28 protein-coding genes and 1 tRNA gene are annotated in these 25,818 nt (G+C 61.2%); 18 read left to right on the top strand and 11 right to left on the bottom strand.

The features are described from left to right. Positions 1-3 precede the first annotated feature (3 nt). Positions 4-1,575: a flavin-containing monooxygenase gene (locus AC1Q7Q_RS25180; protein WP_492371165.1), complete on the bottom strand. Its 1,572-nt coding sequence runs from the start codon at positions 1,573-1,575 to the stop codon at positions 4-6. A gap of 192 nt (positions 1,576-1,767) precedes the next feature. Here AC1Q7Q_RS25180 and AC1Q7Q_RS25175 point away from each other — a divergent pair, with 192 nt between their 5' ends. The 6 genes from AC1Q7Q_RS25175 (at position 1,768) to AC1Q7Q_RS25150 (ending at position 7,509) form a co-directional block, all read left to right on the top strand. Continuing rightward, positions 1,768-2,418 carry a TetR/AcrR family transcriptional regulator gene (locus tag AC1Q7Q_RS25175; protein ID WP_492371164.1) on the top strand — a complete coding sequence of 217 codons (651 nt, stop codon included), beginning with the start codon at positions 1,768-1,770 and terminating at the stop codon, positions 2,416-2,418. Positions 2,419-2,730: 312 nt separating this feature from the next. Then, a complete protein-coding gene (locus tag AC1Q7Q_RS25170) occupies positions 2,731-3,891 on the top strand; it encodes a hypothetical protein (protein ID WP_492371163.1) in 1,161 nt (386 codons plus the stop codon). Further along, on the top strand, positions 3,882-4,955 hold the full coding sequence (locus tag AC1Q7Q_RS25165; RefSeq protein ID WP_441631497.1) for a hypothetical protein: 1,074 nt from the start codon (positions 3,882-3,884) through the stop codon (positions 4,953-4,955). The genes AC1Q7Q_RS25170 and AC1Q7Q_RS25165 overlap by 10 nt, the downstream gene beginning before the upstream one ends. An 80-nt stretch (positions 4,956-5,035) precedes the next feature. Beyond that, a complete protein-coding gene (locus AC1Q7Q_RS25160; RefSeq protein WP_441631495.1) occupies positions 5,036-5,710 on the top strand; it encodes a hypothetical protein in 675 nt (224 codons plus the stop codon). A gap of 37 nt (positions 5,711-5,747) precedes the next feature. Then, a complete protein-coding gene (locus AC1Q7Q_RS25155) occupies positions 5,748-7,073 on the top strand; it encodes a CsgG/HfaB family protein (RefSeq protein WP_492371162.1) in 1,326 nt (441 codons plus the stop codon). 250 nt (positions 7,074-7,323) lie between these two features. After that, positions 7,324-7,509 (top strand): hypothetical protein, encoded by a 186-nt coding sequence (locus tag AC1Q7Q_RS25150; protein ID WP_492371161.1) that lies wholly within the window; start codon positions 7,324-7,326, stop codon positions 7,507-7,509. A gap of 65 nt (positions 7,510-7,574) precedes the next feature. Here AC1Q7Q_RS25150 and AC1Q7Q_RS25145 read toward each other — a convergent pair. Together AC1Q7Q_RS25145 and AC1Q7Q_RS25140 are read right to left on the bottom strand one after the other, a co-directional pair. After that, a tRNA-Met gene (locus tag AC1Q7Q_RS25145) sits at positions 7,575-7,650 on the bottom strand. 142 nt (positions 7,651-7,792) lie between these two features. Continuing rightward, complete coding sequence (locus AC1Q7Q_RS25140; protein ID WP_492371160.1) at positions 7,793-7,993, bottom strand: DUF6566 family protein; 201 nt, start codon at positions 7,991-7,993, stop codon at positions 7,793-7,795. 334 nt (positions 7,994-8,327) lie between these two features. Here AC1Q7Q_RS25140 and AC1Q7Q_RS25135 point away from each other — a divergent pair, with 334 nt between their 5' ends. From AC1Q7Q_RS25135 to AC1Q7Q_RS25080, 12 genes are all read left to right on the top strand, one after another. After that, positions 8,328-9,425, top strand: a complete 1,098-nt coding sequence (locus AC1Q7Q_RS25135) for a TauD/TfdA dioxygenase family protein (RefSeq protein WP_492371159.1) — start codon at positions 8,328-8,330, stop codon at positions 9,423-9,425. 198 nt (positions 9,426-9,623) lie between these two features. Further along, positions 9,624-9,803 (top strand): hypothetical protein, encoded by a 180-nt coding sequence (locus tag AC1Q7Q_RS25130; RefSeq protein WP_492371158.1) that lies wholly within the window; start codon positions 9,624-9,626, stop codon positions 9,801-9,803. A gap of 58 nt (positions 9,804-9,861) precedes the next feature. Continuing rightward, a complete protein-coding gene (locus tag AC1Q7Q_RS25125; RefSeq protein WP_492371157.1) occupies positions 9,862-10,539 on the top strand; it encodes a hypothetical protein in 678 nt (225 codons plus the stop codon). Further along, complete coding sequence (locus tag AC1Q7Q_RS25120; RefSeq protein WP_492371156.1) at positions 10,539-11,279, top strand: 2OG-Fe(II) oxygenase; 741 nt, start codon at positions 10,539-10,541, stop codon at positions 11,277-11,279. The genes AC1Q7Q_RS25125 and AC1Q7Q_RS25120 overlap by 1 nt, the downstream gene beginning before the upstream one ends. Continuing rightward, positions 11,269-12,462 carry a PLP-dependent transferase gene (locus AC1Q7Q_RS25115; RefSeq protein ID WP_492371155.1) on the top strand — a complete coding sequence of 398 codons (1,194 nt, stop codon included), beginning with the start codon at positions 11,269-11,271 and terminating at the stop codon, positions 12,460-12,462. The genes AC1Q7Q_RS25120 and AC1Q7Q_RS25115 overlap by 11 nt, the downstream gene beginning before the upstream one ends. Positions 12,463-12,520: 58 nt before the next feature. Then, on the top strand, positions 12,521-13,099 hold the full coding sequence (locus AC1Q7Q_RS25110) for a GNAT family N-acetyltransferase (RefSeq protein WP_492371154.1): 579 nt from the start codon (positions 12,521-12,523) through the stop codon (positions 13,097-13,099). A gap of 43 nt (positions 13,100-13,142) precedes the next feature. Then, positions 13,143-14,141 (top strand): hypothetical protein, encoded by a 999-nt coding sequence (locus tag AC1Q7Q_RS25105; protein WP_492371153.1) that lies wholly within the window; start codon positions 13,143-13,145, stop codon positions 14,139-14,141. A gap of 13 nt (positions 14,142-14,154) precedes the next feature. Then, positions 14,155-15,330 (top strand): YcaO-like family protein, encoded by a 1,176-nt coding sequence (locus tag AC1Q7Q_RS25100; RefSeq protein WP_492371152.1) that lies wholly within the window; start codon positions 14,155-14,157, stop codon positions 15,328-15,330. 24 nt (positions 15,331-15,354) lie between these two features. After that, positions 15,355-16,650 (top strand): O-acetylhomoserine aminocarboxypropyltransferase/cysteine synthase family protein, encoded by a 1,296-nt coding sequence (locus AC1Q7Q_RS25095; RefSeq protein WP_492371151.1) that lies wholly within the window; start codon positions 15,355-15,357, stop codon positions 16,648-16,650. A gap of 194 nt (positions 16,651-16,844) precedes the next feature. Then, positions 16,845-17,465: a T6SS immunity protein Tdi1 domain-containing protein gene (locus AC1Q7Q_RS25090; protein WP_492371150.1), complete on the top strand. Its 621-nt coding sequence runs from the start codon at positions 16,845-16,847 to the stop codon at positions 17,463-17,465. Between the two features lie 142 nt (positions 17,466-17,607). Continuing rightward, complete coding sequence (locus tag AC1Q7Q_RS25085; RefSeq protein WP_492371149.1) at positions 17,608-18,168, top strand: hypothetical protein; 561 nt, start codon at positions 17,608-17,610, stop codon at positions 18,166-18,168. Between the two features lie 273 nt (positions 18,169-18,441). Then, positions 18,442-18,750 (top strand): hypothetical protein, encoded by a 309-nt coding sequence (locus AC1Q7Q_RS25080; RefSeq protein WP_492371148.1) that lies wholly within the window; start codon positions 18,442-18,444, stop codon positions 18,748-18,750. Positions 18,751-20,018: 1,268 nt separating this feature from the next. Here AC1Q7Q_RS25080 and AC1Q7Q_RS25075 read toward each other — a convergent pair. The 8 genes from AC1Q7Q_RS25075 to AC1Q7Q_RS25040 all read right to left on the bottom strand — a co-directional run bounded on the left by AC1Q7Q_RS25075 (position 20,019) and on the right by AC1Q7Q_RS25040 (position 25,449). Beyond that, positions 20,019-20,324, bottom strand: coding sequence for a hypothetical protein (locus AC1Q7Q_RS25075; RefSeq protein WP_492371147.1), 306 nt, complete (start codon positions 20,322-20,324; stop codon positions 20,019-20,021). Positions 20,325-20,335: 11 nt separating this feature from the next. Continuing rightward, positions 20,336-21,226: a hypothetical protein gene (locus AC1Q7Q_RS25070; protein ID WP_492371146.1), complete on the bottom strand. Its 891-nt coding sequence runs from the start codon at positions 21,224-21,226 to the stop codon at positions 20,336-20,338. Between the two features lie 171 nt (positions 21,227-21,397). Next, positions 21,398-21,721, bottom strand: a complete 324-nt coding sequence (locus AC1Q7Q_RS25065; RefSeq protein ID WP_492371145.1) for a hypothetical protein — start codon at positions 21,719-21,721, stop codon at positions 21,398-21,400. Between the two features lie 42 nt (positions 21,722-21,763). Then, the gene (locus AC1Q7Q_RS25060; RefSeq protein ID WP_492371144.1) at positions 21,764-22,312 is read right to left on the bottom strand and encodes a hypothetical protein; all 549 of its coding nucleotides are present in this window, start codon (positions 22,310-22,312) and stop codon (positions 21,764-21,766) included. A 65-nt stretch (positions 22,313-22,377) separates the two neighbouring features. Further along, positions 22,378-22,911: an SMI1/KNR4 family protein gene (locus AC1Q7Q_RS25055; RefSeq protein ID WP_492371143.1), complete on the bottom strand. Its 534-nt coding sequence runs from the start codon at positions 22,909-22,911 to the stop codon at positions 22,378-22,380. 206 nt (positions 22,912-23,117) lie between these two features. Continuing rightward, positions 23,118-23,438, bottom strand: coding sequence for a plasmid mobilization protein (locus tag AC1Q7Q_RS25050; protein WP_492371142.1), 321 nt, complete (start codon positions 23,436-23,438; stop codon positions 23,118-23,120). Between the two features lie 449 nt (positions 23,439-23,887). After that, complete coding sequence (locus AC1Q7Q_RS25045) at positions 23,888-24,286, bottom strand: hypothetical protein (protein WP_492371141.1); 399 nt, start codon at positions 24,284-24,286, stop codon at positions 23,888-23,890. Positions 24,287-24,291: 5 nt separating this feature from the next. Next, complete coding sequence (locus AC1Q7Q_RS25040; protein ID WP_492371140.1) at positions 24,292-25,449, bottom strand: hypothetical protein; 1,158 nt, start codon at positions 25,447-25,449, stop codon at positions 24,292-24,294. Positions 25,450-25,818 lie beyond the last annotated feature (369 nt).

The following is a 25,818-nucleotide window of genomic DNA, read 5'->3' as shown; positions in this document are numbered from 1 at the left end:
CCATTAGCCATCCACCGAGGCAGCCGTGCCCGCGCGGCCGAAGGCCATCTCGCTGTCTTCCACCTTGCCGAACTTCAGGGCCATCAGGTCGAACAGGTAGTTCTGATGCACCTTCCACGGCCGCCTGGAGCCCTGCTTGGGCAAGATGTTGCTGGCCCGCTGGACATAGCCGGAGCTCAGCGAGAGCGAAGGCTCCTCATCGGATGCCGGATCTGTGCGGCGCGGCGCGCACCAGGCATGGCCCTTCGCGTCCATATGATTGATCAGGCGGCACACGTAGGTCGACGAGAGCTCGGCCTTCAGCGTCCAGGAAGCGTTGACATAGCCCATGGCTACCGCCAGGTTCGGCATGTCGCTATACATCATGCCCTTGTACATGAAGGCCTGCGCCGGGTTCATCGGGGTGCCGTCCACCTCGATCTTCATCCCCCCGGCCACCTTCAACTGAAGCCCGGTAGCCGTGATGATGACATCCGCGTCGAGCCGCTCGCCGGAGCGCAGCAGCAGGCCAGTCTCGGTGAACGACTCGATCTGGTCTGTGACCACCGAAGCCTTGCCTGAGCGGATGGACTTGAACAGATCCGAGTCGGGCACCAGGCAGAGCCGCTGATCCCATGGCTTGTAAGACGGCGTGAAATGCTTGTCGATATCGTAGTCCGGACCAAGTTGCGCGCGCACCCCCTTGAGGATCTTGCTCTTGACCAGGTCCGGCTTCTTGCGCGAGAGATTGTAGAAATACATGCCCAGGAGCACGTTCTTCCAGCGCGTGGCCCGATGCGCCATGGACGCCGGCAGCCGCCGCTGCAACCATGCGGAGACAGGATCGCTGGACGGGCGCGCCACGATGTACGTTGGCGAGCGCTGCAGCATGGTCACGTGGGCCGCCCGCTCGGCCATCGCCGGCAGCAGCGTGACGGCCGTGGCGCCGCTGCCGATCACGACCACCCGCTTGCCGTCGTACGCCAGGTCCGCCGGCCAGTGCTGGGGGTGCACCATACGGCCATTGAAGCGCTCCATGCCCGGCCACCCGGGCATATAGCCGTCCGCATAGTCGTAGTAGCCGCTGCACAGGTAGAGAAAACTGCAGGTAAAACGGGCAGGCGTGCCTTGCGGGCCTACCGTGGCATCGACCGTCCACCTTGCGGTCTCGGACGACCACGACGCACGCGATACGCGATGGCCAAAGCGGATGTGCCGCTCGATGCCGAATTCCTTCGCCGTGCCGCGGATGTATTCGAGGATCGAGTCACCATCGGCAATGGATTTTTCGCTTCGCCATGGGCGAAAGCTGAAGCCCAGGGTGTACATGTCCGAATCGGACCGTACGCCGGGGTAGCGAAACAGGTCCCATGTCCCGCCGATGGCGTCGCGCCCTTCCAGGATCGCGTAAGTCTTGCCCGGGCAACTGGTCTGCAGATGGTAGCCAGCGCAGATGCCGGAAAGCCCCGCCCCGACTACCAGCACATCGATGTGCTGCGCCGCTGCCTGCCCCGGCGCCTGCTCGTCCTGGCGCTCCGGCGCCGCTGTGCCGTCGTGAACGTCGGGATGCGGGTGCTTCGCATTGCCTGAAAGCATTGATCGTCTCCTGTTGGCCAAACCGAGCCGGCGCTTGTCGCGTCGAATTCTCACGGTGCATCCGTGCTGTATTCAGACTAGACTAGGGTGTTCACCCTAATTAATCAACCGAGATTGCCAAAACTAGGGCTTACCCCTAACCATCTGTCGTGCAAACATGCAGATAACGGAATATGCAGGGAGTTACCAGCCATGACGGTGCAAATCGCGCCAGCCCGGCGCCCCAAAACGCGCGAGCGCATCCTTGACGCTTGCCTGAGCCTGTTCAACGAGCGCGGGCCAGTCGTCGTAACCACCGCGGAGATCGCCTCGGCTGTCGGCATACAGGAAGGGAATCTCTACTATCACTTTCACCGCAAGGAACAGATCCTCGATGCCCTGTTCGACAACTTCGAGAGGGCGCTGCGCGACACCTCGGTTGCGGATCTGGCACAAGGCGATGCCCCCAACCGTTTCGCGGGCTACCTGAGCGGCTGGTTCAACCTGATGTGGGAGTGGCGCTTCTTCTATCGCGATGCGGCGTCCATCCGCGGCCTGGCGCCAACGCTGAGGTTGCGCACCGAAGCGCTGGCCAACGACGGACAGCACCATGTCCGTCGGGTGTTCGGCGCCATGCAAGCGCAAGGATTGCTGCGCGCCACGCCCGAGCAACTTGACCAGTTAGTCGTCAACACGTGGATCGTATCGACCTACTGGATCGACTACCTGCGGTCACGCCATGGCATCGATGCCATCAAGCGCGAACACATCAATTGGGGCGCGTCGCAGGTCATGAGCCTGTTCTCGCCATTCCTCACGCAGGCCGGCACCGGCTTGCTGAATATCCAGCCAAGCGAAGGCTGACGCAGCACGCCGCGACCTTGAGAGGCAATTCTCCACCGCCCTCTAATTGCCAACGCCAGCATGGCATGCCATTAAAGGCACACAGAAGTCAATAAGGCAATTCTCAATTTTTCTAAAAAAAGCCACTAAAGTCATTTTTGCTGTTTTTCTACAGTAGAATCCCGGCCTTGCGAGCGCGCGAGTCCTAAGACATTTCGGATTGAGTCCTAAGACATTTCCGAATACCCGCCAATGTTCATAGGCCAGCGCGTTCGCTTGAATGCGCGGCACCTTGCATCTCTCGCTGCCCTCCCTTCATTTTTGACTCTGCCCATGCAAGCTTTCCGACTTGTCGTTTTGCTGTTTACTGCCCTCGCGGCGACCCAGGCAGCCGCTGCCGACAGCGTCGCCTTTGCTGGCTTTGCCTATGCCGGCGACGCTCAGCAGATCGCGGCCCGCTTCCCGGTTACGCGACAGGTCGAGGCCGAGCTGACCGCCTCCGGCAGCGCGCCGAACAAGGCCATCAGCCGGTCCCTGGCCGCGCGCCCGCCCGCCAATTTCACGCTGTCCAGCGACGGCATGGCCAGCCTGAAGAATAGCGACCAGGCTCTCGCCACCGCACTGGTGGTAACCAGCGAGACTATCTCGTCCGAGCGCTTCGGCCGCCTGTACAAAGTGCTGGCCAACGTGCGTGGCCAAGCCCTGGTGTTCGACTTCAAGGCCATGACGGTGCTGCGCGCCTACCCGATCAACGTGACCTACCTCGACGTGCTCGACCATCAGCCCAGCGAGCGTGAGAAGCGCGACCGCGTCAAGCGCCTGCTGCTCGGCGGCGACAAGCCGGGCCTGTTCGATCGTTACGCTCAGGTCCTGTCGGGCGCGAAGCTGCCGTCGTCGGGCACCCGCTACCTGCAAGTGTCGCAAGTCAACGTGGCGCCCGAAGCGCTGGCCCAGTTGCCCGAAGGCCTGAAGTCGGGCTCCGGCGTGGCCGAAGGCTGGCTCGCCGACATGTTCGGCGAAGCCCTGCTGGATAAGGCTGGCGTACCGATCCTGCCGTTCACCAAAGGCTATGCCATTGGCAATGCGATGGCGATGCGCTTTGCCGACGGCGAGGTCTTCAACCTCAAGCTGCCTGAGCCCGACTACACCATCCAGGTGGACCTGAAGGGCTTCAAGCGGGTCGAGTACGGCAGCTCCGCGGCCGGCACCAGCTACATCTACGCGGTGTACAGCCACGTCAAGCTGGGCGAGCCGATGTCCGGCAAGCAGTACCTCGACGCCGATTTCAAGAACGGCGAAGTGAAAGCCGTCCCCGTCACGCAATCAGAGATCGACGATTTCCCGGCATACGCGGATTCCCTGCGAGGCCTGTTCACCAAGCTGTCCAGTTCGCTGGGCGGCCAGGACAGCGACTGGCTGGCTGCGGCATCGTCGGGCGATAACGTTGGTAAACAAGTAGATGTCACAAGAGGAGTGGTCAAGTCATGCAAGTAATCCGTCAGCTCTGTTGGCTGTTTTTGTTCGCGTGCAGCCTGGCGTCGGCACAGGTGGTGTCATCCAAGGGCATGGCAAACGTGAAGTACGACAGCTCGGTGTTCTCGAGCAAGGCCAGCGCCGAGGACAAGGACCGCGCCTTCAAGACCGCGCAGGTCAACGCCATCGAGCGCTACTACGCCGAGAGCGGTGAGTCGCAAGCCGAGAATTTCGACAGCATCCGCGACAAGGTCGCGGCCAACCTCGACAAGTTCGTGCTGGGCGCGACCATCATCAGCGAGGAAGACAAGAAGGACGCCAGCCAGTATTCGGTGGTGGTCCGCGTCGACATCAACGTCGCCAAGCTGCGCAACGCGGTCAAGGGCGGCGCGGCTGTGGCCACCGCCTCGGACGCGCAGAAATCCCCGCTGACCTTCCTGTTCGTGGCGCGCCAGCAGGACTCCGTCAAGTCCTTCGATACGCGCGTCTACAAGCGCGCGGACATGAAAGAAAACGTCAACGAGAAGTCGACCCGCAACAGCTATTCGGCCAATGCCTCCGTCTCCGTCGAAACTGGCGGCAGCCGCACCCGCAAAGCGGATGACGTGAGCTGGCGCCTGGTGCCGTCGGGCAACCTGAACTCGGTGTTCACCGGCGTGTTCGCGCAGTCGGGCTTCCAGGTGGTGGAAGCCGCCTATGTCGAGCCCTCCTCGGGTGGGCACCTGCGCATCAGCGCGCTGGAAAACGACTACAAGAGCGGCAACGACCTGCAACCCGCCACCATGCGAGAGGCCGTGCTGGGCCTGCAGACCGCCCAGGTCCCTTACCTGGCGCTCGGCACGCTCGACATCGGCATGCAGGACAGCGACCCGGTCACCGGCCTGACCCGCGTGTACGTGACGGTAACGGCCAAGCTGCTTGACGTGACCACGCGTTTCCCGCGCACGGTGTCGTCGGTCGGCCCGGTCCAGTACGCCGGCACCGGCCCGGACGCCAGCGTGGCACAGACCAACGCGCTCAAGCGCGCGGCCGATTCTGCGGCACGCGAACTGGCGGCGCAACTGAACAACGCCAAGGTCCGCTAATTGCTCCCAGGCCGGCGCAAGCGCGTCACGGTGCCGTAGGGCCGGCCTTCCTACCCCTTTGCTTTCCCTGGAGAACAAACATGTTGAAGAAAGTCATCTCGATCGCTGCACTGTCCCTGCTGGCCGCTGGCCAGGCCCACGCCCTGCCTTCGCTGGGCAGCCTGACGGGTGGTTCGTCCTCGTCCAGCAGCGGCGCCACCGCCGACGCAAGCGGCGCGCAAGATCAGTTGTCCAAGGCCTACGTCGCTGCCGGCCGCGAAGTGCTGGTGGCCCAGTCCCACCTGGCGGACGCGGTTGGCCTGAAGGAACTGTCGGCCAAGGCAAAGGCAACGGCTGACGCGTTGACCGACGGCGCCACCAAGGGCAACCTGGAAGACTCCGACAAGCTGCAGAGCGAAGCCTCGGCCGCCATCGAAGCCAAGCTGAAAGACTCGAACACCAAGATCGACGCCGCCGGCAAGCAATCGTACGTCGAAGGCATGAAGCACCTTGGCCTGGGCGTGCTGCGCTATGTGGGCCTGCGTCCCAGCCTGATCGCCTTCAAGGATGCCGCACAGTCGCAACTCACCAGCGCATCGGTGATGGAAAAGCTGACGCTGACCAACAAGCTGTCGACGGGCACCTACATCGCTAGCGAAGCACCGGGCCACGTGACCCGCCTGGGCAGCACGCTGCAGGCTGCCACGGCCTACGCGAAGAGCAACGAAATCCCCGTGCCGAAGGATGCCACTGCGGCACTCTCGGCCAAGTTCTAAGCCTGTTGCCATCGTGAACCAGAGCGGAACACTCCCCATGAAATGGCATCGTGCGCTGGCCGTCTGCGGCCTCGCATTGACGGTGTCGGTGGCTGGCTGCAAAGGCCGTGACGCAGAGCCGCCACCTGCCGCCGCATCCGCCGGCGCTTCCGCGCCGGCGGCAAGCGGCAGTGGCGCACCCGACGTGGGCCAGGTCGAAAAGGTGCGGGTCACCACCACCGGTCTTGGCCATACGCCGGCCGAAGCCATCGACCAGGCACTGCGCCAGGCCGTCATGCAGGTCAATGGCATGACCATCGAGCAGTCGTCGACGCAGTTCAAGTCGGTGCTGGGCCTGGCCGTGGGACGCGATCCGCTCACGCTGAGCTCGGCCGGCTTCGCGGAGCTGGTGAGCCAGAGCAGCCGTGGCGCCATCAGCAACTTCAAGGTGATCGAGATCAGCGAGCCCGGCCTGACCGAGCGCATGATCAAGGCCACCATCGAAGCCAATGTGGCCAAGTACAAGGCGCCGGCGGACCAAGGCAAGCTGCGCATCGCCATCGCCCCGCTGCGCGTGGACAGCCGCGCCGGCGGCGACACCGTGCGCATCGCCGCCGAGCTGCGCCAGCGCATTATGGACGCGCTGACGCAGAGCGGACGCTTCACCGTGCTGGAGCGCGATGTTGCGCCGGAGCTCGGTGACGAAATGGATCGCATCTCGAACGGCCAGACCTCGGCGGACCAGTTCGCCAAGCTCGGCCAGGGACTCGGCGCGGACCTGATCTGGTTTGGCCGCGTCAATGCCTTCGAGCCGGGACGCCGCGCCAATGCAGATGGCGAGGGCAGCGTGCCAGGGCACTGGTCGGTCTCGCAGAAGTTCGTCAACGTGACCACCAGCGAAGTCCTGTTCAGCAATACCGCCAAGGGCGACGCCGGCCGCGCGGCAGGCGAGCGCGTGGAAGCCATGGAAGGCGCCGTCGTCTCCAAGGTGGTAGCCGACATCCTGGTGCGCCTCTACCCGGTCAGCGTAGCCTCCCGCGATGGTCACAACGTGGTGCTGAGCCAGGGTGGCCAGTCGGTGAGCAGCGGCACAGCCTATCAGGTCGTCATGCTGGGCAACGAGCTGCGCGATCCGCAGACCGGCCGCTCGCTCGGACGTACCGAGCAGGAATGCTGCACCGTGGTGGTGGACCGGGTCACGCCCTCCTTGTCGTACGGGCATCTGGAAGACGTCAAGGTAAAGCTTGACGATGTTCCAGCTGGCTCCCTGCAGTTGCGCGCGGAAATTCCGCCTGTGCCGGCGGCTGATACCAAGCCCAAGAAGAAGGCAGCACCGCGCAAGGAAGAGTCCCTGGGCCCGCCCAAGAGCGACTCGAACTGGTGATCGGGTGATCGGGTGATCTGTTGAAGCCTTAGCGCCAGCCGGGCTGAAGAACGGCTCGCACTACAAAGCCGCACGCCATCCTGGCGTGCGGCTTTGTCCATTCTGGGCGCCGCCTGCGCATGCCATCGCCATCGCCATCGCCATCGCCATTGACGACAGGCAAGCACGCGAAATGGTCCTAAGGTAAGAGTTGGCCCCCTCCTGCGCGACTGGCAGTTGGGGTTCTTTGAGTCACTTACCGGAGAGGAACATGTCAGTGACGCTCAGGTATTGGTCAGAAGACGGCGATGAGGAAACCGTCAATGTATCGTCCGCTCAACTCCTGTCTCAAATTGCGCCCCAACCCCTTTCGCGATCGCAGAAGCCGCCACCGGCCACTGAAGAAAAGCCGATCAAGTGGACCATCCCGGACGACCCGCCGGGTGATTTCGCCTAGCGCACAACGGCAAGGCGACAATGCAAAAAGCCCGTGCGGCTTGAACCGGACGGGCTTTTGGAATTTGGTTGCGGGGGCAGGACTTGAACCTGCGACCTTCGGGTTATGAGCCCGACGAGCTGCCAACTGCTCCACCCCGCGAATGAGAATATACGCGGATTGGCGGCATCTGGATAGCCTTAATACAAAAAGAACTGAAAAGTGCTAGCGCCCATTCTTTTTGGCGTGCGGCGGCGGCCGCTCCATGTACGCTCGCGAGTGCACGCAGCCGCGCCAGCGCCACTCAGCTATTTCCATCTATCCACTGCTTCGCCCACTCGTAAGCCGCGATTTTTGCGTCGGCTGCGGTGGCGTGATTGCGGCCGATGGATTTGGAATCCTGCACTACCGCCCCGTCCTCCCAGATCGCGCATGACGCGATGTGCAAACCGTCCTTGATCGTCTTGCAGAAGACGTGGACTACGTACCCTTTGTACTCTGTCATGCCGCTTTCCATCGGTGTCCTGGCTCCCCTGCATGCTTCTCGTCGAAATCTCGCTGGATCCTAGCACGCGCAGGGTTTTTCATTCACATCAGCACCGGCGTATCCCCGACACGAAATGCCAATTGTCATTTTTTGCAAAATTGCCGAATCACCCCACCGCCGGGGGGGGTGCCTTTGACGTCTCTTCCTGTAATCTGCATGCGCAGCGTGGTCAGGGACTCGAAAACCCGCTGTATCTACAGATAATAAGGAAAGGGAAGCCGTGATCTGGGTTGACCGTCGAAAACTATGCTGATGACTGGTCATTGCTGCGCTGGAAAGCACAGGTTACCCGATGCACGCAGACTTGCGTTATTCTCCGCGACTCCATGTTCTCGGCGGTCGATTGTTCCGCCCACCGCATATGACGGAAACTTTCAGTCTGGTTGCCCCTCTGCCCTCCGCCACGTTCGGTGGCCGCGTAACAAGCCATGGGATGAGCGCCGAAGCGTTGGTCCGTGCCGCGGAGCTAGAGTCCGCTCGGCTTCAGCGCGCGCTCGGCGAGTCCCATGGCCTATTGCTGTTTCCTGGCATGGACGAACTGATCCGCAAGCCTGTACTGCTGCTCCGGATGAGCCGCGTGTTCGGTCCGCATGTTGAGAACTATCGCGAAACCGGCATGACGCCGCAGATGGTTCATGCGGAGGTTCCGGAGATCCTGTTAGTCTCCAACGATCCCAAGGTGTCCCGTGCGCCCCCGGCACGGCCTGAACCGCCATTGACCGCGGAGGGCGCCCTTCCCACCCGCTATCCGCATCGCCGTGGTTGGCACACCGACCAGAGCTATCGCCGGCCGCCTCCCGATGTGTCTCTGTTCCTGGCAGTAACGCCAGTGCCGCATGGACAGGGGCAGACCCTGTTCGCTGACACCACGGCGGCCTATGCGGCGCTACCAGATGCGCTCAAGAGGCGAATCGATGGGCTGGAAGGCTTGCATGCGGCGCCGGGAACAGGACGCAGGCGCGATGCCATGTTGGCGGGCGCCGTTCCGCGTGCGCTCGCCGAACACGAGCAGTCACAGCGTCAGCCGGTGGTACGCATCCACCCCCTCACGGGTCAGCGATCAATCTATCTTTGCGAATACGGGCAGATGGATTGGCTCGATGGTCCATTCATCGGCATGGAGAAAGGCCCGTCGGGCGCAGGGGCGGCGCTCCTCGATACGCTGATGACCCATGTCACGCAACCGGAGTTTGTCTACGTCCACGAGTGGACGGCGGGCGATCTGCTGGTTTGGGACAACCGCTCTCTCCTGCACGCAGCAACGTGGTTCGACGCTGGGCGGCATACCAGGATGATGTGGCGTACGACAGTTCAGGGAAACCCCGGCTCGGCGTATGCGGCCGACAAAGGAAGAGAGTGTCGCCAGCCCAATTCAAAAAGTGTATTTTAAGACTCTTTTCTAACAGTTTTCTTTCCACGGAGACTGTTTCCCACCAACGATCTGATCCGCAAAACTAAACGAGTTCTGGAATTGCCGGATATATGGGTTAGTTGGACATCCCAACTGCAAACCCCGGTTCAATTGCGGTCAATACGACGACAGGCGAGCGCGCTCCCCTGTCGCTTTACGTTTACCTCTGGAGCAAGCATGCAAAATTCGTCGAACCTCACCGTGGCACCCGCTTCCAACGGCCCCGCGCTCTCGCAAGCCGCCCAAAGCGCCTGGAAAGTAACCTTCACCACGTCGCAACCGGCACCGATGCCGTCGGACCGACTGCAAGCCCGCGCGCAAATCGTCTCGAACGCACTCACCAGCGGCATCTACTGATCTCCGCTTGCCCCGTCACGAGACGGGGCCGTGCACCAAACCGTCGCCGTGTCCCCGCATGTATCTACCTACGCGCCTGTATCACCCCCTCGCCCAGATCGATGATTCGGGCTGGCAGCAAATCCTGAAACGACATACGTTCTGGAGCGAAACAGGCATCGCTCTGGATGAGGAACATCAGGACATCGCCTTTCATATCCTGCTCGAGGAAGGTGAAATCGCCCGACATAAGGCCGAGAACGCGAAGTCCGATCGCGAATTCGACGCCGTGGCGATTCCGGCACCGAGCTTTGAAGACGAAGTGCTCTGCGACTGGATCCGCTCATGGTCGACCATGCACGCGGAGAACTTCGGGGCAGGCATCACCACCAAGATGGGGCTGTACGTCATTCGGGCCGGAGGCACGCTGGGCTTCCACGTCGATGGCCCCGTCTTCCTGAAGGGCGAGCGCGCGGATCTGTCCATCCCGGACATCCAACGCGGCATCATCGAGCTTCAGGCGTCCCACCGGACCATTCTCCCGTTGCGATTCAACAAGGAGGACAGCTTCATGCTGTGCGGCTACAAGGCGCCGCTGAAACGCGGTGAATTGTTCGAGTTCAGCAACGTCCTGCCACACGCATACTTCAATCGGGGCAGCGAGCATGCCGTCCTGCTCGTGACCACTTATCTGGACGAAGCGCTGCTGCCCGCCGAGGTCGACTATTCGCCACCCGAGACCCTGGTGAGTCAGTGATGCACTACAACTTCGTCGCTCCCAAGATGGAGCTCGCCGGCTACCAACCGGTGCCAGGCTGGACCCAGAAGCCCGAGATCCTGCGCGCCCAGCTGTTCGACCACGTGGCCGCGACGGACTTTGCCAGGCTCGTGATCGCCGCGCACCTGGCCGGTCAGAGCGCGCCGTCGAGAACACGGTATGCGCAGAAGCAGAACAAGGATTGGGACGTCAACAAGGCGTTTCGCAGTTCCAAGAACGTACCGCCTTCGCTGGAGGGCATGCTGCCCGCGTTCGCCGCCATGCAAGCGTTCGCGGAGCAGTCGTTGCCAGCCTTCGGCGTCGACGCCCGCGCCTACACCGTCCGATCGGTCGACGACCAGTGCCTGTTCTACCAGGAGGGCGACTACGTCTGCGATCACGCCGATGACAGCGCCCTCGATGAAAGCGACGGCCTGAACATCTGGCGTCCCGTGAAGCCGGACCGGCATCTGGTGGGCATCGTCTGGCTGACCTCGCAGCGCGACGAGGTCCTGTCGTCAACGGACGACCCTTACGTTTTCTCGGGCGGCGAACTGCGAATCAACTCGTTGGTCAACGTGGCGGACGGAACACCGCTGAGCGTCATTCCTCAGGCGGGCACGATGGCCCTGTTTCCGGCCAACCCGTGGTACCGGCATGAGGTGTTGCCCGTGCGCGGTGGCAACCGTGTGGCGCTCACGACTTGGTGGAAGATCTGCGCGAAGACAGATGAAGAATAGTCCGCCGCCGATGCCGGCCTTGCCCACCCGGTTGCTGGACGTCGCACGGTGGCCTGGCGACAAGTTCGACGGGCCTCAACCGGCGATTCATTCGGCAGGTTCCGTCTACTTCCCCAATGCGGCAGCCTTTCATGGCCGCGATTGGACCAGCAAGGACGGGTTCATCTACGGCACGCACGGCACGCCGACCACGTTCGAGCTCGAAGCGAGGATCGCCATGCTGGAAGGCGCCGCGCACGGCCTGCTCTTTCCTAGCGGGCTGAGCGCGATCGCAGCCCTCTACATGGCGATCCTGGCGCCAGGCGACGAGCTCGTGGTGCCGTTGAATGTCTACAGCGCAAATCGCGAGTTCATCACCAATACGCTGTGTCGCTGGGGAATTGAGGTTCGCCTGTATGACCCGACCGATCTCTCCACACTGAGCTTCGGTCCTGCCAGCCGATTGGTCTGGATCGAGGCGCCAGGCACCACAACGTTCGAGTTCCCCGACATCCAGGAGATTGCGAGCCGGGCCAGAGCCAGCGGCGTGGCCGTCGCGCTGGACAGTACCTGGTCGGCGGGCATTGCCTTTCGTCCGTTCGACTTTCCCATCGATTATTCCGTCCATTCGCTTTCTAAGTTTGCGAGTGGCAGCGGCGACACGCTGATGGGTAGCGTGACCTGCGTCGACAAGGCCAGATTCGATGTGGTCCGGGTGGCGGCCGCCCGCCAGGGACTCTATGTGTCGCCTGCCAGCGCGGCTTCCGTGGGGAAGGGCCTGGACACGCTGCCGATGCGGTACCACGCGCAGGATGTCTCGACCCGACGGATTCTCGATGAACTGGCATCGGATCGCCGAATCAGCCGGCTTTTCCATCCTTCGCGAGTGGACAACCCTGGCCACCAGACCTGGAAGACGCAGTGCTGCGCAGCGGCAGGACTCTTCAGCATCGAGTTTAACGAGCGGTATACGCAGCAGGACATTGATGCGTTCGCGGATAGCCTGAGCTTGTTTCGCATTGGCTTCGGTTGGGGCGGCCCTCGCAGCCTGGTTCTGCCCTGCGGCTCATCGATCGTCAGTCCGCAACAAACTTCGGGCCAGGTGGTGCGCGTCAGCGTCGGCCTGGAGGACCCAACGGATCTTCTCGCCGACCTTCGGCAGTCCCTGGACCGTCTAGGGGCTGGGCACCATGGCAACGGCTGAATCCGGATTTTGCCTGCGGCGCTCCGCCCCGCGTGCTCCCCAACCCTTTTAGCAGCCAATGGAACATGTACTGAGCGGCCAACAGGTTCGCCTTCGCATCATGAAGCGGACAGACGCTAGCGCTTTGCTTGCGGCCGCGGCCGACGGCAATCTGTGGGAGTTGCCTTACACCTTCGTGCCGGACCGGGACACCGTCAATGGCTATGTCGAATCCGCCTTGAACAGCCAGGCATCTGGGAAGACGATTCCTTATGTCATCGAACGGGCCGGCGATGAACAGATCATCGGTACTACCCGCTTCGTCAATGCCGATCCACTGGCCCGCACCGTGGAAATCAGCCATACATGGATCGCAGGCAGCTTTCAGGGCACCAAGGTCAACACGGAAGCCAAGTATCTGATGCTGGCATTTGCATTTGAAACGCTGGAGTGCATTCGCGTGCAGCTTCGGGCCGATAAGACCAACATCCGGTCCCGTCGAGCCATCGAGAAAATCGGCGCGATCGAGGAAGGCACGTTGCGCAACGAGCGAATGATGCCGGACGGGCGAAAGCGTGACGCCGTGCTGTACAGCATCATCGACAGCGAATGGGCGACGGTCAAGACGTGTCTGCTGTCGCGCCTGGGCGCGCACTGACACGCCCGAACACCCTCCCAGAACACCCCGGACTCTCAATCGCATGGCCATCTATATCAACACCGTCTTCACGCATTTCCTTGCCTTGCAGTCGTGGGCCGCGGGCAAGGACATGCGTCTTACCCTCGATGCCAGGAACTTTACGCTCGAGGTCAAATATCGCGGTCGCTACTTCACCATGCTCCCGATGTTCCAGGGGCTTGCGAACGGTCAGTTGTTCCATATGGATTCGCTGACGAAGGATGTCGTGGGATTTGGAGGGTGGCGCCCGTACCGGACGATCCAGCATCCGTATTCGAATGACAAACTCCTCTTCAAACAATTCCTTCGCGAAAACGGACTGAAGACGCCGGAGTACCAGCCCCAGGACCCGATGCGCGCGCCGTCTTTCGACTATGTGATCAAGGGCGCCCGAGGCTCGTTCGGCAAGCAGATCTCGGGCCCCTACCGGGGCGGCACGCAGCCGGAGAAAGATACCTGGACGCAATGGGCCCAAGGCAGCCCGATATTTACCGAACGATTCGTCAGTGGAGCCACCGCCAAGGTCTGGTTCTGGGGCAACAAGCCGATCTATGCGCTGGCACATGCGTTTCCCAGCGTGCGGGGAGACGGCAAGCAGACCCTGGACGAGCTGATGCGGGTCAGGCTCGCCAAACGGCGCATCGACTGGGCCACCTGCGCCGATCGCGAGCTCCTTCTTGCTTGCCTGGCGTTCCAAAGAGCCGACGTCGCGCGTGTGGTCCCTGAAGACACGGAGATCTGGTTCGACTACCGCTATGCGCAGCGCTATGAGGGCATCCCGGTGAATGCGATCGAGTCGGACAACATGCTGGCTGAGCTGATCGACCGCGACGGTGATCATGTGCAACGGATGGGCAATGCACTCGCGGATCTGATGCGCAAGTCTGTACCTGCGCCCGTGCTGCTGACTGCCGATTGCATGATCGATCAGGAGGGGCACCTCTGGTGGCTCGAGATGAATACCAATTCGTTGATGCCTCCGGAGGGCTATGCGGCCATGTTTGACGATCTCTTTCCCTGAGACGGCGACGCAAATGCCGGAAATCCTTCTCTACCAGGAGAACGCTGTCCTCACCGATACGGTGCTCCACCTCGTGCGTGCGGAGGTCACCCTGGAAACTGGCCGCACCCATACAGGCTTCGGTCGGGACAGCGACCTCGAGCTCGCCCAGCGAAAAGCAATCAGCGAGGCGATCGAGCGTATCTCGTATTGCACTTTGCCTGCCACACGCTGGTCGGAAGCGACCACATTGCCTTCATACATCAGGCCCGGCGATCTGGTTGGCTATCTCCCCGAGCAATATGCCGATCCGGCGTTTGGCATGACGCCGTTCAGCGAAGACGAGCCACGACACTGGGTGATGATGCACAACGCAGTCGACAGCGGGACAACCTTTGCGCTGGCGGATTTTGTGTGCGGCCCGTCGGCGTTCGACGAGCCCTACCGCAGAAAGCTGGTCACGCACGCCACGACATCGGGATGTGCGAGCGGAGACAATCTGGCGACGTGCATCGAGCGTGCCACGCTGGAACTTGTCGAGCGCGACGCGTTCATGCTGCACTGGTTCACGCAGGTACCGGGCATTTCCGTCACGCCGGCAACGCTGCCCGGGGCCATTCGCGGCAGGTTGGCGCGTCTGGCATCGCGCGGGGCCACTGCAGGTGTCCAGTTGCTTGCGCTTGGGCGGCATCCGACCTGGTTTATCTGGATCCAGCACGAGGCGCTGCATTTCACGACGATTGGCACCGCGACCGGATTCGATGGCGCTACGGCACTGATGACGGCGATGGCCGAAGCAGAGACACTGGCCCTGGCGCGTCTCGATGGCGTGCCGCCGGTGGACATCGACCCCGCCCAGGTTCGCACGCCCGCCGACCATGCCGCCCTCTATGCCACGCAATCTTATTTCAGACAGGCGGACGCGATATGCCGGCGCTCCGCCGAGGAAATTGACTACCCGACGGCGCGTGCGTCGTTCCTATCTGACTGGGGCACGCTTCGGTCACAGCTTGCCGCTGCGGGGCATCCCGTCTACTGGACTGAGCTCTGCCCACCTGGTGGGGCACCGACCATCGGCTCCGCCACCGTTCACACCGTTCGTGCGCTGGCGCCCGGTCTGATCCCGATGAGTTTCGGCCACGGGCGTCAACCTGCCGGCATGGACCAATGGGGACGGACCGGACTGGACCTGACCCACCCCTTCGCATAACCAAACCGCATTGATCCCATCAATATGACAAGATACTGGCGCTTCGAGACGTCCGCCGTTCATGCAGGGTATGACCACACCGAATCTCAGCTTTCCGTGGCCCCCCCAATCTACCAGACGGCCGCGTTTGGCTTCGAGGATGCCCAGCATGCCATCGACATCTTCGATGGGGTGAGGGACGGGCTTGTGTACAGCCGCATCGCCAATCCGTCGGTGCAAATGCTGGAACGGCGCTTGACCACGCTGGAACAGGGCGTCGGGGCCGTGGCCACGGCATCGGGCCAAGCTGCAGTGAGCTGCGCGCTGCTGACGGTTTCCTCGGTGGGATCGAATGTCGTTTCAGCAACCGCGCTCTATGGCACCACCTACAACCTGCTTGGACAGGTACTCCCGCAGTATGGCGTCCAGACCCGGTTTGCCGACATCCGGAACCTCGAGCAGGTTCGCAGCCTGATCGACGACCAGACCTGCGCCCTGTATTGCGAGACCATCGCGAATCCCGCCGGGGACGTGGCGGATCTCGCCGCGCTGGCGGAGCTGGCCCACTCGTTCGGCATCCCACTGATCGTCGACAACACGCTAGCGTCACCCTACCTTTGCCAGCCGCTGACCCATGGCGCGGATATCGTCGTGCACTCGCTGACCAAGTATATCGGCGGGCATGGGGCGGCGTTGGGAGGTGCGGTGATCGACGGCGGGACATTCGACTGGAAAGCAAACGCCAAACGCTTCCCGCGACTGACCTCGCCCGACGACAGCCACCACAACGTCAACTTCGTGGAGAAGTACGGCCCGAATGCATTCATCGCGCGCTGCGGGTCCGTTCCGCTGCGCAACCTGGGTGCCATACTCGCACCGCAGACGGCGGTTTCGATCATGCAGGGCATCGAGACACTGGCGCTGCGCATGGAGCGGATCTGTTTCAATGCGGATTTCATCGCGAGGTTCCTCGCCCAGCACCCACGCGTGTCGTGGGTTCGCTATGCGGGAGCGACGGATCATCGCGATGCCGCACTGGTCGAGAAGTATCTCGCGGGGCGCGGATCGGGTGTACTTAGCTTCGCTCTGCGCGGCGGGCCGGCAGCATGCAACGTGTTCCAGAATGCACTGACACTGATTCGACGGTCCGTGAACCTCGGCGACTGCAAAACGCTGGTCTGCCATCCGGCATCGACGACGCACCGCCAGCTCCGGGACAAGAACCTCGAGTCGCTTGGGGTGACCGACGACCTGATTCGCATCTCGGTCGGTGTCGAGCATATCGACGATCTGCTAGAGGATCTCGACACCGCGTTGTGGGCCAGTGATTCCGCAGCCTGAGAAACAGCCCGGGCCTTCAATTCGCGAGGGTGGACTGACGATTGTCAGTCCGCCTTTTCTCCTCCTCTTTGGCTTGCAATAGACTTGTGGAAGGTCCATGTCTCGCGCGTCATAAGCCCCCCCACGGGGTTCTTCCCGCCCTCGCTCACTTATTGCGACAAAGCCGTCCAGCGGGTCTCAACGGAGAGAAACTAGTGTTCGATGTCTTCGCAAGAGCGTACCAATCTGACGCGACAAGCCCCCCCAACGGCGCCACGGTCGCGCAGGCCTCGGCCCGGAACGCATTGGCGCAACTAGCATCGCGTTTCGGCGGATGCTCATTCGAGCGTGCGCTTTATCGCGTTTTTTCATCGGACGAGATTCCGACCACTAGAGCGCTCGTTAGTGCTGCGTTCCCAGCCTTTGCCGATCGGATAACCCCTTTTGCAACCGATTGGCTTGGCCGCGTGTTTTGTATTGACACGATCAGATGTGTCGACGGGGAACCGGCAGTACTCATGCTCGAACCCGGTACCGGCGAGGCTTTGGAAATCCCATGCACCGTGGAAGGTTTCCACGACAGCGAGTTGATCGAGTACAAGGAGGAAGCTCTTGCCGCGAGCTTCCACGAGAAATGGCTCGGTTGCGGTGGGATACCCCCGGATCATACGCAATGCGTTGGGTACAAGATTCCATTATTCTTGGGTGGCCAGGATACGATCGACAATCTCGCGGTTTCGGATTTTGACGTCTACTGGAGCATCGCCGCTCAGCTTCTGGAGAAAACGTGCGATCTGCCGAATGGAACGCTGATAGACCAGTTCGGTATTCGTTAAGCGTGCTGTCTGGCGCCGGCCGCCAATAGCGCCGATAGGCAAACCTATCTGCGCTGGAGGACGGAAGCCGGCCAGGAACGCCTGCCGTTCAAGCACACACGAGTTTCTTGACCTACTACAACGTCCAGGATCGATTGTCTCTATGCTATTCGTCAACCTACCGATCAAGAGCGAGGTTCCGATCGTGGCTCCGGTGGAATCGTGTTGCAACTGTGGCTCCACGTCGAACGTCAGGCCAGCGGCAACGGATCTGCGCCGCATGCCTTTGATGGGGCTGGCCGGAGCCGAAGTCAAGGTAGTGCTTCCGTTTCCCTACTGCGATGCCTGTGCCGTTACCGCACGGCGGCGGCGGCCTTCTCTACTGGGAATTATTGCCGTTTCCTGCTTGTTAGCGCTTTCCCTCTCGACGTGCTGGTTCATTTTCGGGCCTTCGCTTTCGGAATCTGTAACAACCTATCTCGTTGCGCCAACAATCATGCTCGTCAGTTCGGCTCTGGTATTGACTTTCTATCGATTGCGCAAGGCGTCTGCCAGTCAATCCAGTTACTACCAGCCGGTTAGGCTAAAAAATACGGGGCACAAGTGGCCTGCCGATATTGCTGGCTTAGAATTGGCATTCACAAACCACGCCTACGCAACAGCGTTCGCGGCCGCTAATCAAGCAGCAATTGCAGCCAATAAGCTGAAGGTCTCATTCGCATAGACGGCCTCTCGTGGCAGGTCGAAGCGCAGGCTAGAATGTCCGTAACGGGCTGAGGATTTAACCGGTCGATGCCGTGACGCTGGCCGATGTCCGTCTACTGTTGCCACCGCCGGCAGACCTCTGGCCCTATTCTGCGGAAACGACATGCAAATAACGCGTAATGCGCGTCGTCGTCACGCGTCGTCTCGTGGCGTCCGCTGACTTTACCGAATACAAACCATGCGTAGGACCGTAAATTTCCTACTAGTTCTTTCTCTTATTACAGGAGTCGCAATGGCTGCCACCCTCGACCCGGTATCGGCAATGGATGTAGGGCCATACGCAGATATATCAGCACGCCCCAATCCAAAACACTACGCGCTTCAAGCGGTTCCGTCCCTCGCGGCAATCTTGCTCTCCGTTGAGAAGAGTAAGGGCTCGCCACTGACAAGGCTGGAGGTCGAAGCGCTACGAAACAAGATGAGCGTAGTCGTGGTGCCAGCGGACGCGGCAAAAGAAGTGGAAATGAAGCGCGGCTACAAAGATGTAGACCCAACCCGCGCCTGGGAAGAATGGCAACAACTTCGCACGCAGCTCCAATGAATGTGCTGCGCCGCAGCCAGGAACAGTCATTCATCCCAAAGCGGATGCCTGTGTCGGTGGCTCCTTGGCTTCCGCCCTCCGAGGCAGATGTGTAAAACTATTGACTTGTTCACTATTGCGTTGAGAATCACGATGACGAACTGGACGGACAGAGGTATCAGTGGCGTAAAATTAGCCGTCGCCGGCGCCCTCGCGACGTTTGCAAAAGCGCCGGCACTAGATGCAGTCAAGGGCAACGATCTGCTTTCAGCGGCGGTGGTGTTTGGGCTTGGAGTGGGAGGCCCCATTCTCGTCCTTGTTGGACTCTATCGAATCGGAACGCGGAATAGAGTCAGATAAGAATCTGCCAAGCGCCGAATTTCTTTGGGCATGCCTCCGCTGCCAGCGACCGCGGTCGCCGACTGTCGGTGACTGGCCCTTGTATCCCTCCGGCCAGGACCACCCCGTTTGGTTAGAGCCGTTCAATCGCCGTTGGCGCTGCATGTTGGCATCCGCGTTGGCCATGCTTTGTTCTGACTCGTTCAGGAGAACAATGATTTCGATTGGGCTGTCTATCACGGGCCAGAGTTAAAGGGCTCCGGGATCAAACGTCTGCGCGTACCGCTCCGCCTGGGTCTGTGGCTCGCCGTTGTCGCTCCAATAGTAACCGCCTCCGGGTGCGTTCGAAGCAGCCGGTTGCTCCTGCCATCCGCTAATCGCCGGCCATGCCCGCTGGGCCGACAGGTCTCCTTGGAACATCCCGATCATGGGCGTATTGCTCAAGTTGCTCGGCCCATCGGCACGGCCATGCAGACTGCCACTCATCACGTTGCCCCGCGCCTGCGCGAGTGCCTGCTCCTGACCTGTCCTGCCGCCGCTGCTCGAATTGCTTCCGGCTAGACTGCTGCCCAACGCATTGCCAAACGCAGCAGGTCCGAGGCGAAGTCGTATCCATATCGCCCGCTACACCTTAGCGGGCGCGCTTTTCCAGGCCGTCCTACGACCGCAGAAGGGCAGTTTCTTGGGTCGGAGGCCTCGAAGTGCATTATTGGGGCAGCAGGTGGCAGCCCCCGTGCTTTCCCAACTCGGCACGCTCCACGTACTGCGCCACCACCGTCGAGAGCAGCCACACCGGGTTCAGCATCCTGCCCTCGCTGCCCAGCAGTAGTGCAGGTCCCGGTAACGCTTGGCGGGGAGTCTTAGATGCCACCAGCCAGGCGGCTGAGGAAGGGCCAGAAACGACAATGCCCGCACGAGGCAGGCATTGCTGACTGTGACGGCGAACCACGCTAGGGATTCTTCGCCAGAAGCAATTTCTCAAAGTCCTGCAACAGATGAGCGCCCTCCACGCTCTTGCCGAGTCGATAGGCAGACAGCGATGCATCGAGCAAAGCGCGCAGTTGAGCCAGAGTGGCGCTATCCGTCACTCTCTCTTCAACGAAGGGCATCCCACTTCGCAACTCGTCGAAGGCCTTTTCAAGGTTCATCTGCTCGTCTTGCTGCAGATAATCTTCTTCGGGGAAGTCATCGGGGGCACTCATAAGAACGTATGAGATGAAGTCGACGTAGCCCCCGAAGTTGCGTACCCAAACCATATTCTCTCCTTTCACCATTGAGGCAGAAGGCTATATGAGCCTCCAAGCTCCGCAGGCCGAACAATAGTTACCCGGTTCCCATTGGAGTAGCGATAGAAGTCCGCCACTTGCGGGGTGCTTCCCCACTTATATCCAATAGTACCGTCCATAATCAGATTGGCTTCAGGTATCCGAACGGTGTAACCACCTTCGTGGTCGGTCATCCTGTACTGCAATACGTTGCCCGCGGCATCGTAGGCCGTGTAGTCGATATCGCTCTTCGCCGCGTTGTCGCTCTTGAGCGTCCTTTGATGGACCAGCCGGCCGTTCTGGTCGTAGCGGTTGATGCGCGTCTCCAAGCCGTTGGTCTGGCCTTGCTCTACGCCTTCGTTAAGCTTCTGCGCATACCCCTGCGGCAACGCCCCGTTCGGACCGGTCATCGTCACGCGCCCCGCGCCGTCGTAGTTGCGGTGATCGATCTGCACCCCATCGCGCACCACGCTCACGATCCGGTCTTGCGCGTCGTAGCCATAGGTTTCCGTCACCATGCCTTGCTGGCGGGTATAGGTGACCGGCGTGGTGTCATAGATCGCCGTGCCGTCCTCCTCCAGGCCGAGTAGCACTCGCTGGCCACCCGCGACCACCACCTGGTTACCGTAGTACGTGTCGCTCGTGCGGTTGCCGTTGGCATCGTACGTCAGGCGGTGGCCTTGCTGGCCCAGATTGCCCGCGGCGTCGATGGCATCGACCACGATCTGGCGGTTCATGCTGTCGTACTGGAAGAACCGGTTGCTGTCGTGGCTGGTGTCGCCGACAAACGTGTGCGTACCGATGTGCGTACGGTTGCCGACCTTGTCGTAGTCAATCGTGATGTGGACCGAGCCGTCGGCCACGTCCCGCAGCCGGTTCCCGAGTTGGCACATTGAAGGCTGGCCCCCAATGGCAGTAGCGTCCGAGGCGAGGTCGTATCTATATCGCCCGCTGCGCCATGGCGGGCGCGCCTCTTCAGGCCATGCTACGACCGCAGGAAGGCCTTTTCTTGGGCCAGGTGTCCCGAAGTGCGCTTTTGGGGCAGCAACGGGCGGATCGTCAGTTCAAGAAACTCTTTTACTAAGATAACTTAGTAGATCATCCTGAGTAAGTCCCGGCGTTCCAAGTTGAAACCACTTCTCAAAATAATCAGGATAGGAAAAATAAATCTTACCACCTTCTTTTACAGGGCTATCCATTTCTCCAAATTTATCTATAAAACGCAAATTCTCAACTGTCATCACATAGGCGTCACGGGCATCGGCGCTGGAAAATATCGGCTCGCCAGATACTCTAGCTGGATCATCTCCGAGCAACAGATCTACCAACTCTCCAGCCTTACCGTCTCTAATGATTCCAGCAATCAGATCCCTATTGGCATCACCCATACTATTCCCCCCTGTCTGGCAGTAATGCGATAGCCATTGATGTCAATTTTGCCATAGCCTAGTTTTGCCAATGACTTCCCCAGAGGTGTATTTCTGGCCGCAGCAGGTGCTGAAGATCCCCGTCACGCCGCTGCTGGTGGCCTTTTGGGTGACGGTCGGAGTGGCGTAGACCTGGGCGTCGGATTCATCCGTGCCGGTCTGCACCTGCTCCTGCGTCTGTTCCGTGGTGATCTTCTCGTGCACGTAGTCGCTGCTGAACGAGCCATTCGGCTTGGTGGTGTGCAGGCTCAGCAGGTGACCATCCGCGTCGTAGCGCGAGACGCAGGTGATGGCGCCGCTGGCGTCGCTGCAGTCGTTGGCCAGCGCCTGGATGTGGGCGTTCGACAGGTGCCCGGCCGGGCCGCGATCGACGGAATCAAGGAAATGACAAGCGCGAGGGCGTGTGCTACCAGGTCTGCGAACGGCGCATTTTTCTACGGGCCAGCCCCGAACCGGCGACTGCCTGTGCAGAGCAACTCGGACGGCTGCGACGCACACCAGCCCCATGAAGGACGAATCCGGCATCCGGCGGTGTCTGAGCGTGGCGGCCATCTAGGGAATTGGACCCGCTCGCCTACCCAGCAATTACGCAGTGGGCCCCGGCCGGCCTATACACTCTACCGTGGCCGGGAACCGAGTTCATTGACGAGGCGCTGGTACTCCCGGCGATTGTAGTCAACCATCGTAAGGAACCACTCATCGAATCCGGCGAAGGTATCAATGAGTCCACCCGCGAACCACAACACCTTGCCCGGTGTCGTCGTGTGGGGGCGCGTCATCAACATCACGTCAATGTCATCCGAAGACACCGCGATCGGCAGCACATCCCGCTTGTCGAAACCACAGAGCGTCTCAAGGGGCTCAAGTGATTCGATCAGCACAGTGGCGCGTACCGCACGCGAACCGCCTTCGAAATCATCGACACCGAATACATCGACGTGCTGCATGAAGGCCCGCCATCCGTTCGCATGCAACAGGAACTCCCGATGCTGAGAGTCCAACGCATAGCCCAACCGTGCATCGAGGGAGCGCAACTGGTCCTCCGAGGCAGCAACCTCAGGCAGGGTATTCTCCCAGAGATGGTCGACGTCAACCTCGGCAATTTTCTGCTTGACGAGGTGGGCGATCACCAGTTCCCGTTTCCAGTCCAATTTAGGTCCTTCTCATAGATGAATCTCGTCGGCTTGTAGCCGATAGGGTAATCCTGTGCTTGGCGGCCTAGACTGGAATTAATTGAGAAATCCATGTCCAACCAGAAGGGAGCAACGGGCCTCCCAGTCCACGTCGTGTCCGGCCCGTGGCCGACAATACCATTTCCAACGTACGGTCGGCCTTCAGCTGAAGGGGTCGCGCGTGCTCATGCTTGACCTCCTTGCTGCTGAGTCCGCTGCACCAGTTGGGCGCGCACGCGCCCCAGGATTTGCGCGTCCCGCGCCGCCGCCAGCTCGCGCAGCAACAGCACCGTCTCCAGCGCCAGCGCGTCGTCCGTGGACTGCGCCGGCGCGCTCGCCAGGCCACGCAGCGCCACGAGCTCCGCCTGCACGTCCAGCGTGCGGTGGACCGCCAGCACCCGCTCGCGCACGTACTCGCTCATGGTCTGCCCGGCCGTATCCGCGTGGCGGGCGATGTCAGCGTACTCGGCCGGCGCCACCCGCACCTTGATGAACCTGTTGCGCACGCCAGCCCGCGAAGCCGCGCCAGCACTGGGCGTGGTCGCTTTGTGGACCGCTGTGGCGGGGGGCGGTCTACGCGCCAAGCCAAGCGCGGCGGGGGTTTCCGGCGCGTAGGTACCGCTATCGGAGATTGCAGGGGTGTGTATCTTCTCTGTAGGACCCTTATGGGCCGGTTTCGGGTCGAACATGAGTCGCTCCTGACGAGTGGGATGCAAGGTGTAGCGGGTCCGGTCCAACGCCTTTCAAGCGCGGGCCGTGGCTCGGCAGACCCGCATGTGCAGGTCTACGTCAGGAGAGAAGCGATTTTGGTTTAGCCTTTACCGGAGACCGGCTACTGGCAAGGCTTGGCGGGGAGTCTAGATGCCCCCGGCCAGGCGGCTGGGAGCGAACCCGGGAGCCAGATACGACAACGCCCGCACAAGGCGGGCGTTGATGGCGGAAGGTCTCAGACGTGTTAGAGCTTTGCGGATATGGCACTTACCAACTCTTCGGCCTCACGTAGAGAGAACTGCTCACCCCGCTGCCTAAAGAACTCAAACGCCATAGCGTTCGCGCCATGAAGTGCATTGACTATGAAGCTAACTTGGTTAGGGCCAGTAGTCAACTCAGGCGGTATTGCAATCTGGACCACAACCGCCTTGTCTTTCTTCGAGAAGTCCCCGAATTGCAAGCCACTAAAGCCGGCATCTCCTAGTGACCCAGGAACGACGAAGACGGCATTGACAAGTGGTAATTCCCCAAGCTTCACAGGCCCTCTTAACTCATTCAGGGCACGCGTTACCGCCATAAGTGTGCGGTTGATTTCAGAGCCACGAAGCTCTGGGCCTCTGTATACACCACCGATTGATATCATCACCCTTACCTTCTCTTACCAGCCCATGGCTCACGATTCAGCGGCCCCGGTTGCGTCTCAACCAGTTCGCGTTCCTGACGCAATATGTCAGCGCGGCTTCCACGTGATACCTCAAAGATTTGCTTGTCCAGCATAAAGCCGCCCGAATATCGGCTGTTCATGTCCTGTGAGATACCCCACTTCAACAGGTTGCCAGAACCAGCGTCTTCCAGTCTGTAGAGCGATGCTTCCCGCCCAGACATCACGGAATTGCCGTGTACCGACTCCACACCCCTGGCCCAAGCGCCATAACCGCTATTAAACCCTGTCCCCCACGGAGCGCCTTGTGTCCTCTGTACCCAGCCCTGAAGGTCAAGTTGACCGCCATTTCCCTGATAGGAGCGCCATGCATCAAGCCGCTGTATCAGTCGTGGGTTCACCAGGCTCCCTTCAGCAGCATTGTCGCTGATAGGAGTTCCTCCGATGCGGCCATTCCTCCCAATGGAGGCCGCCGACCGAGCCCTGCCGGCCCCGCCCGGCGCCGCTATCGAATCCAACGGCTCGGTTGCAACGGCTGCCGACGCAGCCATCTCCAAGCTGCCCGACCCTAAGAATACACCGCTGGCCACAAGGCCGCCAATTGGCTGCCCTTGAACGGCTGCGATATACCGGTCGCGGGCGGCAACTTGAGCCTCCGCAGCCCTCGCCCCAGCACCATATGGTACCAACTGAGGGCCCGTTGCCCACTGCGCCTGGTTCGCAGCACGCGCGGCAGCATCGCTCTGCTGCCCGCGCAACCTGGCCGAGTAGGCAAAGTCGAGTAGGCCCGTTTCTGGATTGGTCAGAAGGCTGCCAGCCTGTGCAGAGTTGCTCACGACACGACCCGGCGACCCAGATGCGTGAACCACCACCGTCCCATCGGGCAGGCGTTCGGACCAACTGCCGTCATAAGGCTTACCTTCTCCAAATCGCTCCGCAAAGCCATTGGACTGAGCACCGGCACGCTGCCACGCCTCCTCCTCGGGACTTGGCGTCACATCACTCATGACACCGCCGCTGCTGGCTAACAGAACCGGGGCCGGCGCGTTGTCCGCAACAGCGATGCCCCGGAACATGCCGGTAGTCGGCGTGCTGTCCAGATAGCTCGGCCCATCGGCATTGCCATAGAGGCTGCCGGTGCTCATCACATTGCCCCGCGCCTGCGCGAGCGCCTGCTCCTGGCTGGTCCTGCCGGTACTGCTCGAATTGCTTCCCGCGAGGCTGGCCCCCAGCGCATTGCCAAACGCAATAGGTCCGAGGCGAAGTCGTACCTATCTCGCCCGCTACGCCATAGCGGACGCGCCTTTCCAGGCCGTGCTACGACCGCAGAAGGGCCGCTTCTTGGGTCAGAAGTCCCGAGGTGCGTTTTTGGGGCCGCAGGCGGCCAAGCGAAGAGGGTTCAGAGGTCAGCGGCGCGAGCGATCGTGGCTAGGCTCAATGCGCAATCAGGCTTGCCACGATGTCCCGGCGCTCATGCAGAACACGCAGCACATCGAGCATGTCAACCGTTCACC

This window comes from Cupriavidus sp. GW823-FHT07A04, assembly GCF_058794615.1.
This window is presented reverse-complemented; position numbering and strand designations above follow the sequence as displayed.

What these genes read in the sequence shown, in the direction of transcription:
- AC1Q7Q_RS25180 (WP_492371165.1), bottom strand. Translation starts at nt 1,575, where the DNA reads ATGCTTTCAGGCAATGCGAAGCACCCGCATCCCGACGTTCACGACGGC.
- AC1Q7Q_RS25175 (WP_492371164.1), top strand. Translation starts at nt 1,768, where the DNA reads ATGACGGTGCAAATCGCGCCAGCCCGGCGCCCCAAAACGCGCGAGCGC.
- AC1Q7Q_RS25170 (WP_492371163.1), top strand. Translation starts at nt 2,731, where the DNA reads ATGCAAGCTTTCCGACTTGTCGTTTTGCTGTTTACTGCCCTCGCGGCG.
- AC1Q7Q_RS25165 (WP_441631497.1), top strand. Translation starts at nt 3,882, where the DNA reads ATGCAAGTAATCCGTCAGCTCTGTTGGCTGTTTTTGTTCGCGTGCAGC.
- AC1Q7Q_RS25160 (WP_441631495.1), top strand. Translation starts at nt 5,036, where the DNA reads ATGTTGAAGAAAGTCATCTCGATCGCTGCACTGTCCCTGCTGGCCGCT.
- AC1Q7Q_RS25155 (WP_492371162.1), top strand. Translation starts at nt 5,748, where the DNA reads ATGAAATGGCATCGTGCGCTGGCCGTCTGCGGCCTCGCATTGACGGTG.
- AC1Q7Q_RS25150 (WP_492371161.1), top strand. Translation starts at nt 7,324, where the DNA reads ATGTCAGTGACGCTCAGGTATTGGTCAGAAGACGGCGATGAGGAAACC.
- AC1Q7Q_RS25140 (WP_492371160.1), bottom strand. Translation starts at nt 7,993, where the DNA reads ATGACAGAGTACAAAGGGTACGTAGTCCACGTCTTCTGCAAGACGATC.
- AC1Q7Q_RS25135 (WP_492371159.1), top strand. Translation starts at nt 8,328, where the DNA reads ATGCACGCAGACTTGCGTTATTCTCCGCGACTCCATGTTCTCGGCGGT.
- AC1Q7Q_RS25130 (WP_492371158.1), top strand. Translation starts at nt 9,624, where the DNA reads ATGCAAAATTCGTCGAACCTCACCGTGGCACCCGCTTCCAACGGCCCC.
- AC1Q7Q_RS25125 (WP_492371157.1), top strand. Translation starts at nt 9,862, where the DNA reads ATGTATCTACCTACGCGCCTGTATCACCCCCTCGCCCAGATCGATGAT.
- AC1Q7Q_RS25120 (WP_492371156.1), top strand. Translation starts at nt 10,539, where the DNA reads ATGCACTACAACTTCGTCGCTCCCAAGATGGAGCTCGCCGGCTACCAA.
- AC1Q7Q_RS25115 (WP_492371155.1), top strand. Translation starts at nt 11,269, where the DNA reads ATGAAGAATAGTCCGCCGCCGATGCCGGCCTTGCCCACCCGGTTGCTG.
- AC1Q7Q_RS25110 (WP_492371154.1), top strand. Translation starts at nt 12,521, where the DNA reads ATGGAACATGTACTGAGCGGCCAACAGGTTCGCCTTCGCATCATGAAG.
- AC1Q7Q_RS25105 (WP_492371153.1), top strand. Translation starts at nt 13,143, where the DNA reads ATGGCCATCTATATCAACACCGTCTTCACGCATTTCCTTGCCTTGCAG.
- AC1Q7Q_RS25100 (WP_492371152.1), top strand. Translation starts at nt 14,155, where the DNA reads ATGCCGGAAATCCTTCTCTACCAGGAGAACGCTGTCCTCACCGATACG.
- AC1Q7Q_RS25095 (WP_492371151.1), top strand. Translation starts at nt 15,355, where the DNA reads ATGACAAGATACTGGCGCTTCGAGACGTCCGCCGTTCATGCAGGGTAT.
- AC1Q7Q_RS25085 (WP_492371149.1), top strand. Translation starts at nt 17,608, where the DNA reads ATGCTATTCGTCAACCTACCGATCAAGAGCGAGGTTCCGATCGTGGCT.
- AC1Q7Q_RS25080 (WP_492371148.1), top strand. Translation starts at nt 18,442, where the DNA reads ATGGCTGCCACCCTCGACCCGGTATCGGCAATGGATGTAGGGCCATAC.
- AC1Q7Q_RS25075 (WP_492371147.1), bottom strand. Translation starts at nt 20,324, where the DNA reads ATGGTTTGGGTACGCAACTTCGGGGGCTACGTCGACTTCATCTCATAC.
- AC1Q7Q_RS25070 (WP_492371146.1), bottom strand. Translation starts at nt 21,226, where the DNA reads ATGTGCCAACTCGGGAACCGGCTGCGGGACGTGGCCGACGGCTCGGTC.
- AC1Q7Q_RS25065 (WP_492371145.1), bottom strand. Translation starts at nt 21,721, where the DNA reads ATGGGTGATGCCAATAGGGATCTGATTGCTGGAATCATTAGAGACGGT.
- AC1Q7Q_RS25060 (WP_492371144.1), bottom strand. Translation starts at nt 22,312, where the DNA reads ATGGCCGCCACGCTCAGACACCGCCGGATGCCGGATTCGTCCTTCATG.
- AC1Q7Q_RS25045 (WP_492371141.1), bottom strand. Translation starts at nt 24,286, where the DNA reads ATGATATCAATCGGTGGTGTATACAGAGGCCCAGAGCTTCGTGGCTCT.
- AC1Q7Q_RS25040 (WP_492371140.1), bottom strand. Translation starts at nt 25,449, where the DNA reads ATGAGCACCGGCAGCCTCTATGGCAATGCCGATGGGCCGAGCTATCTG.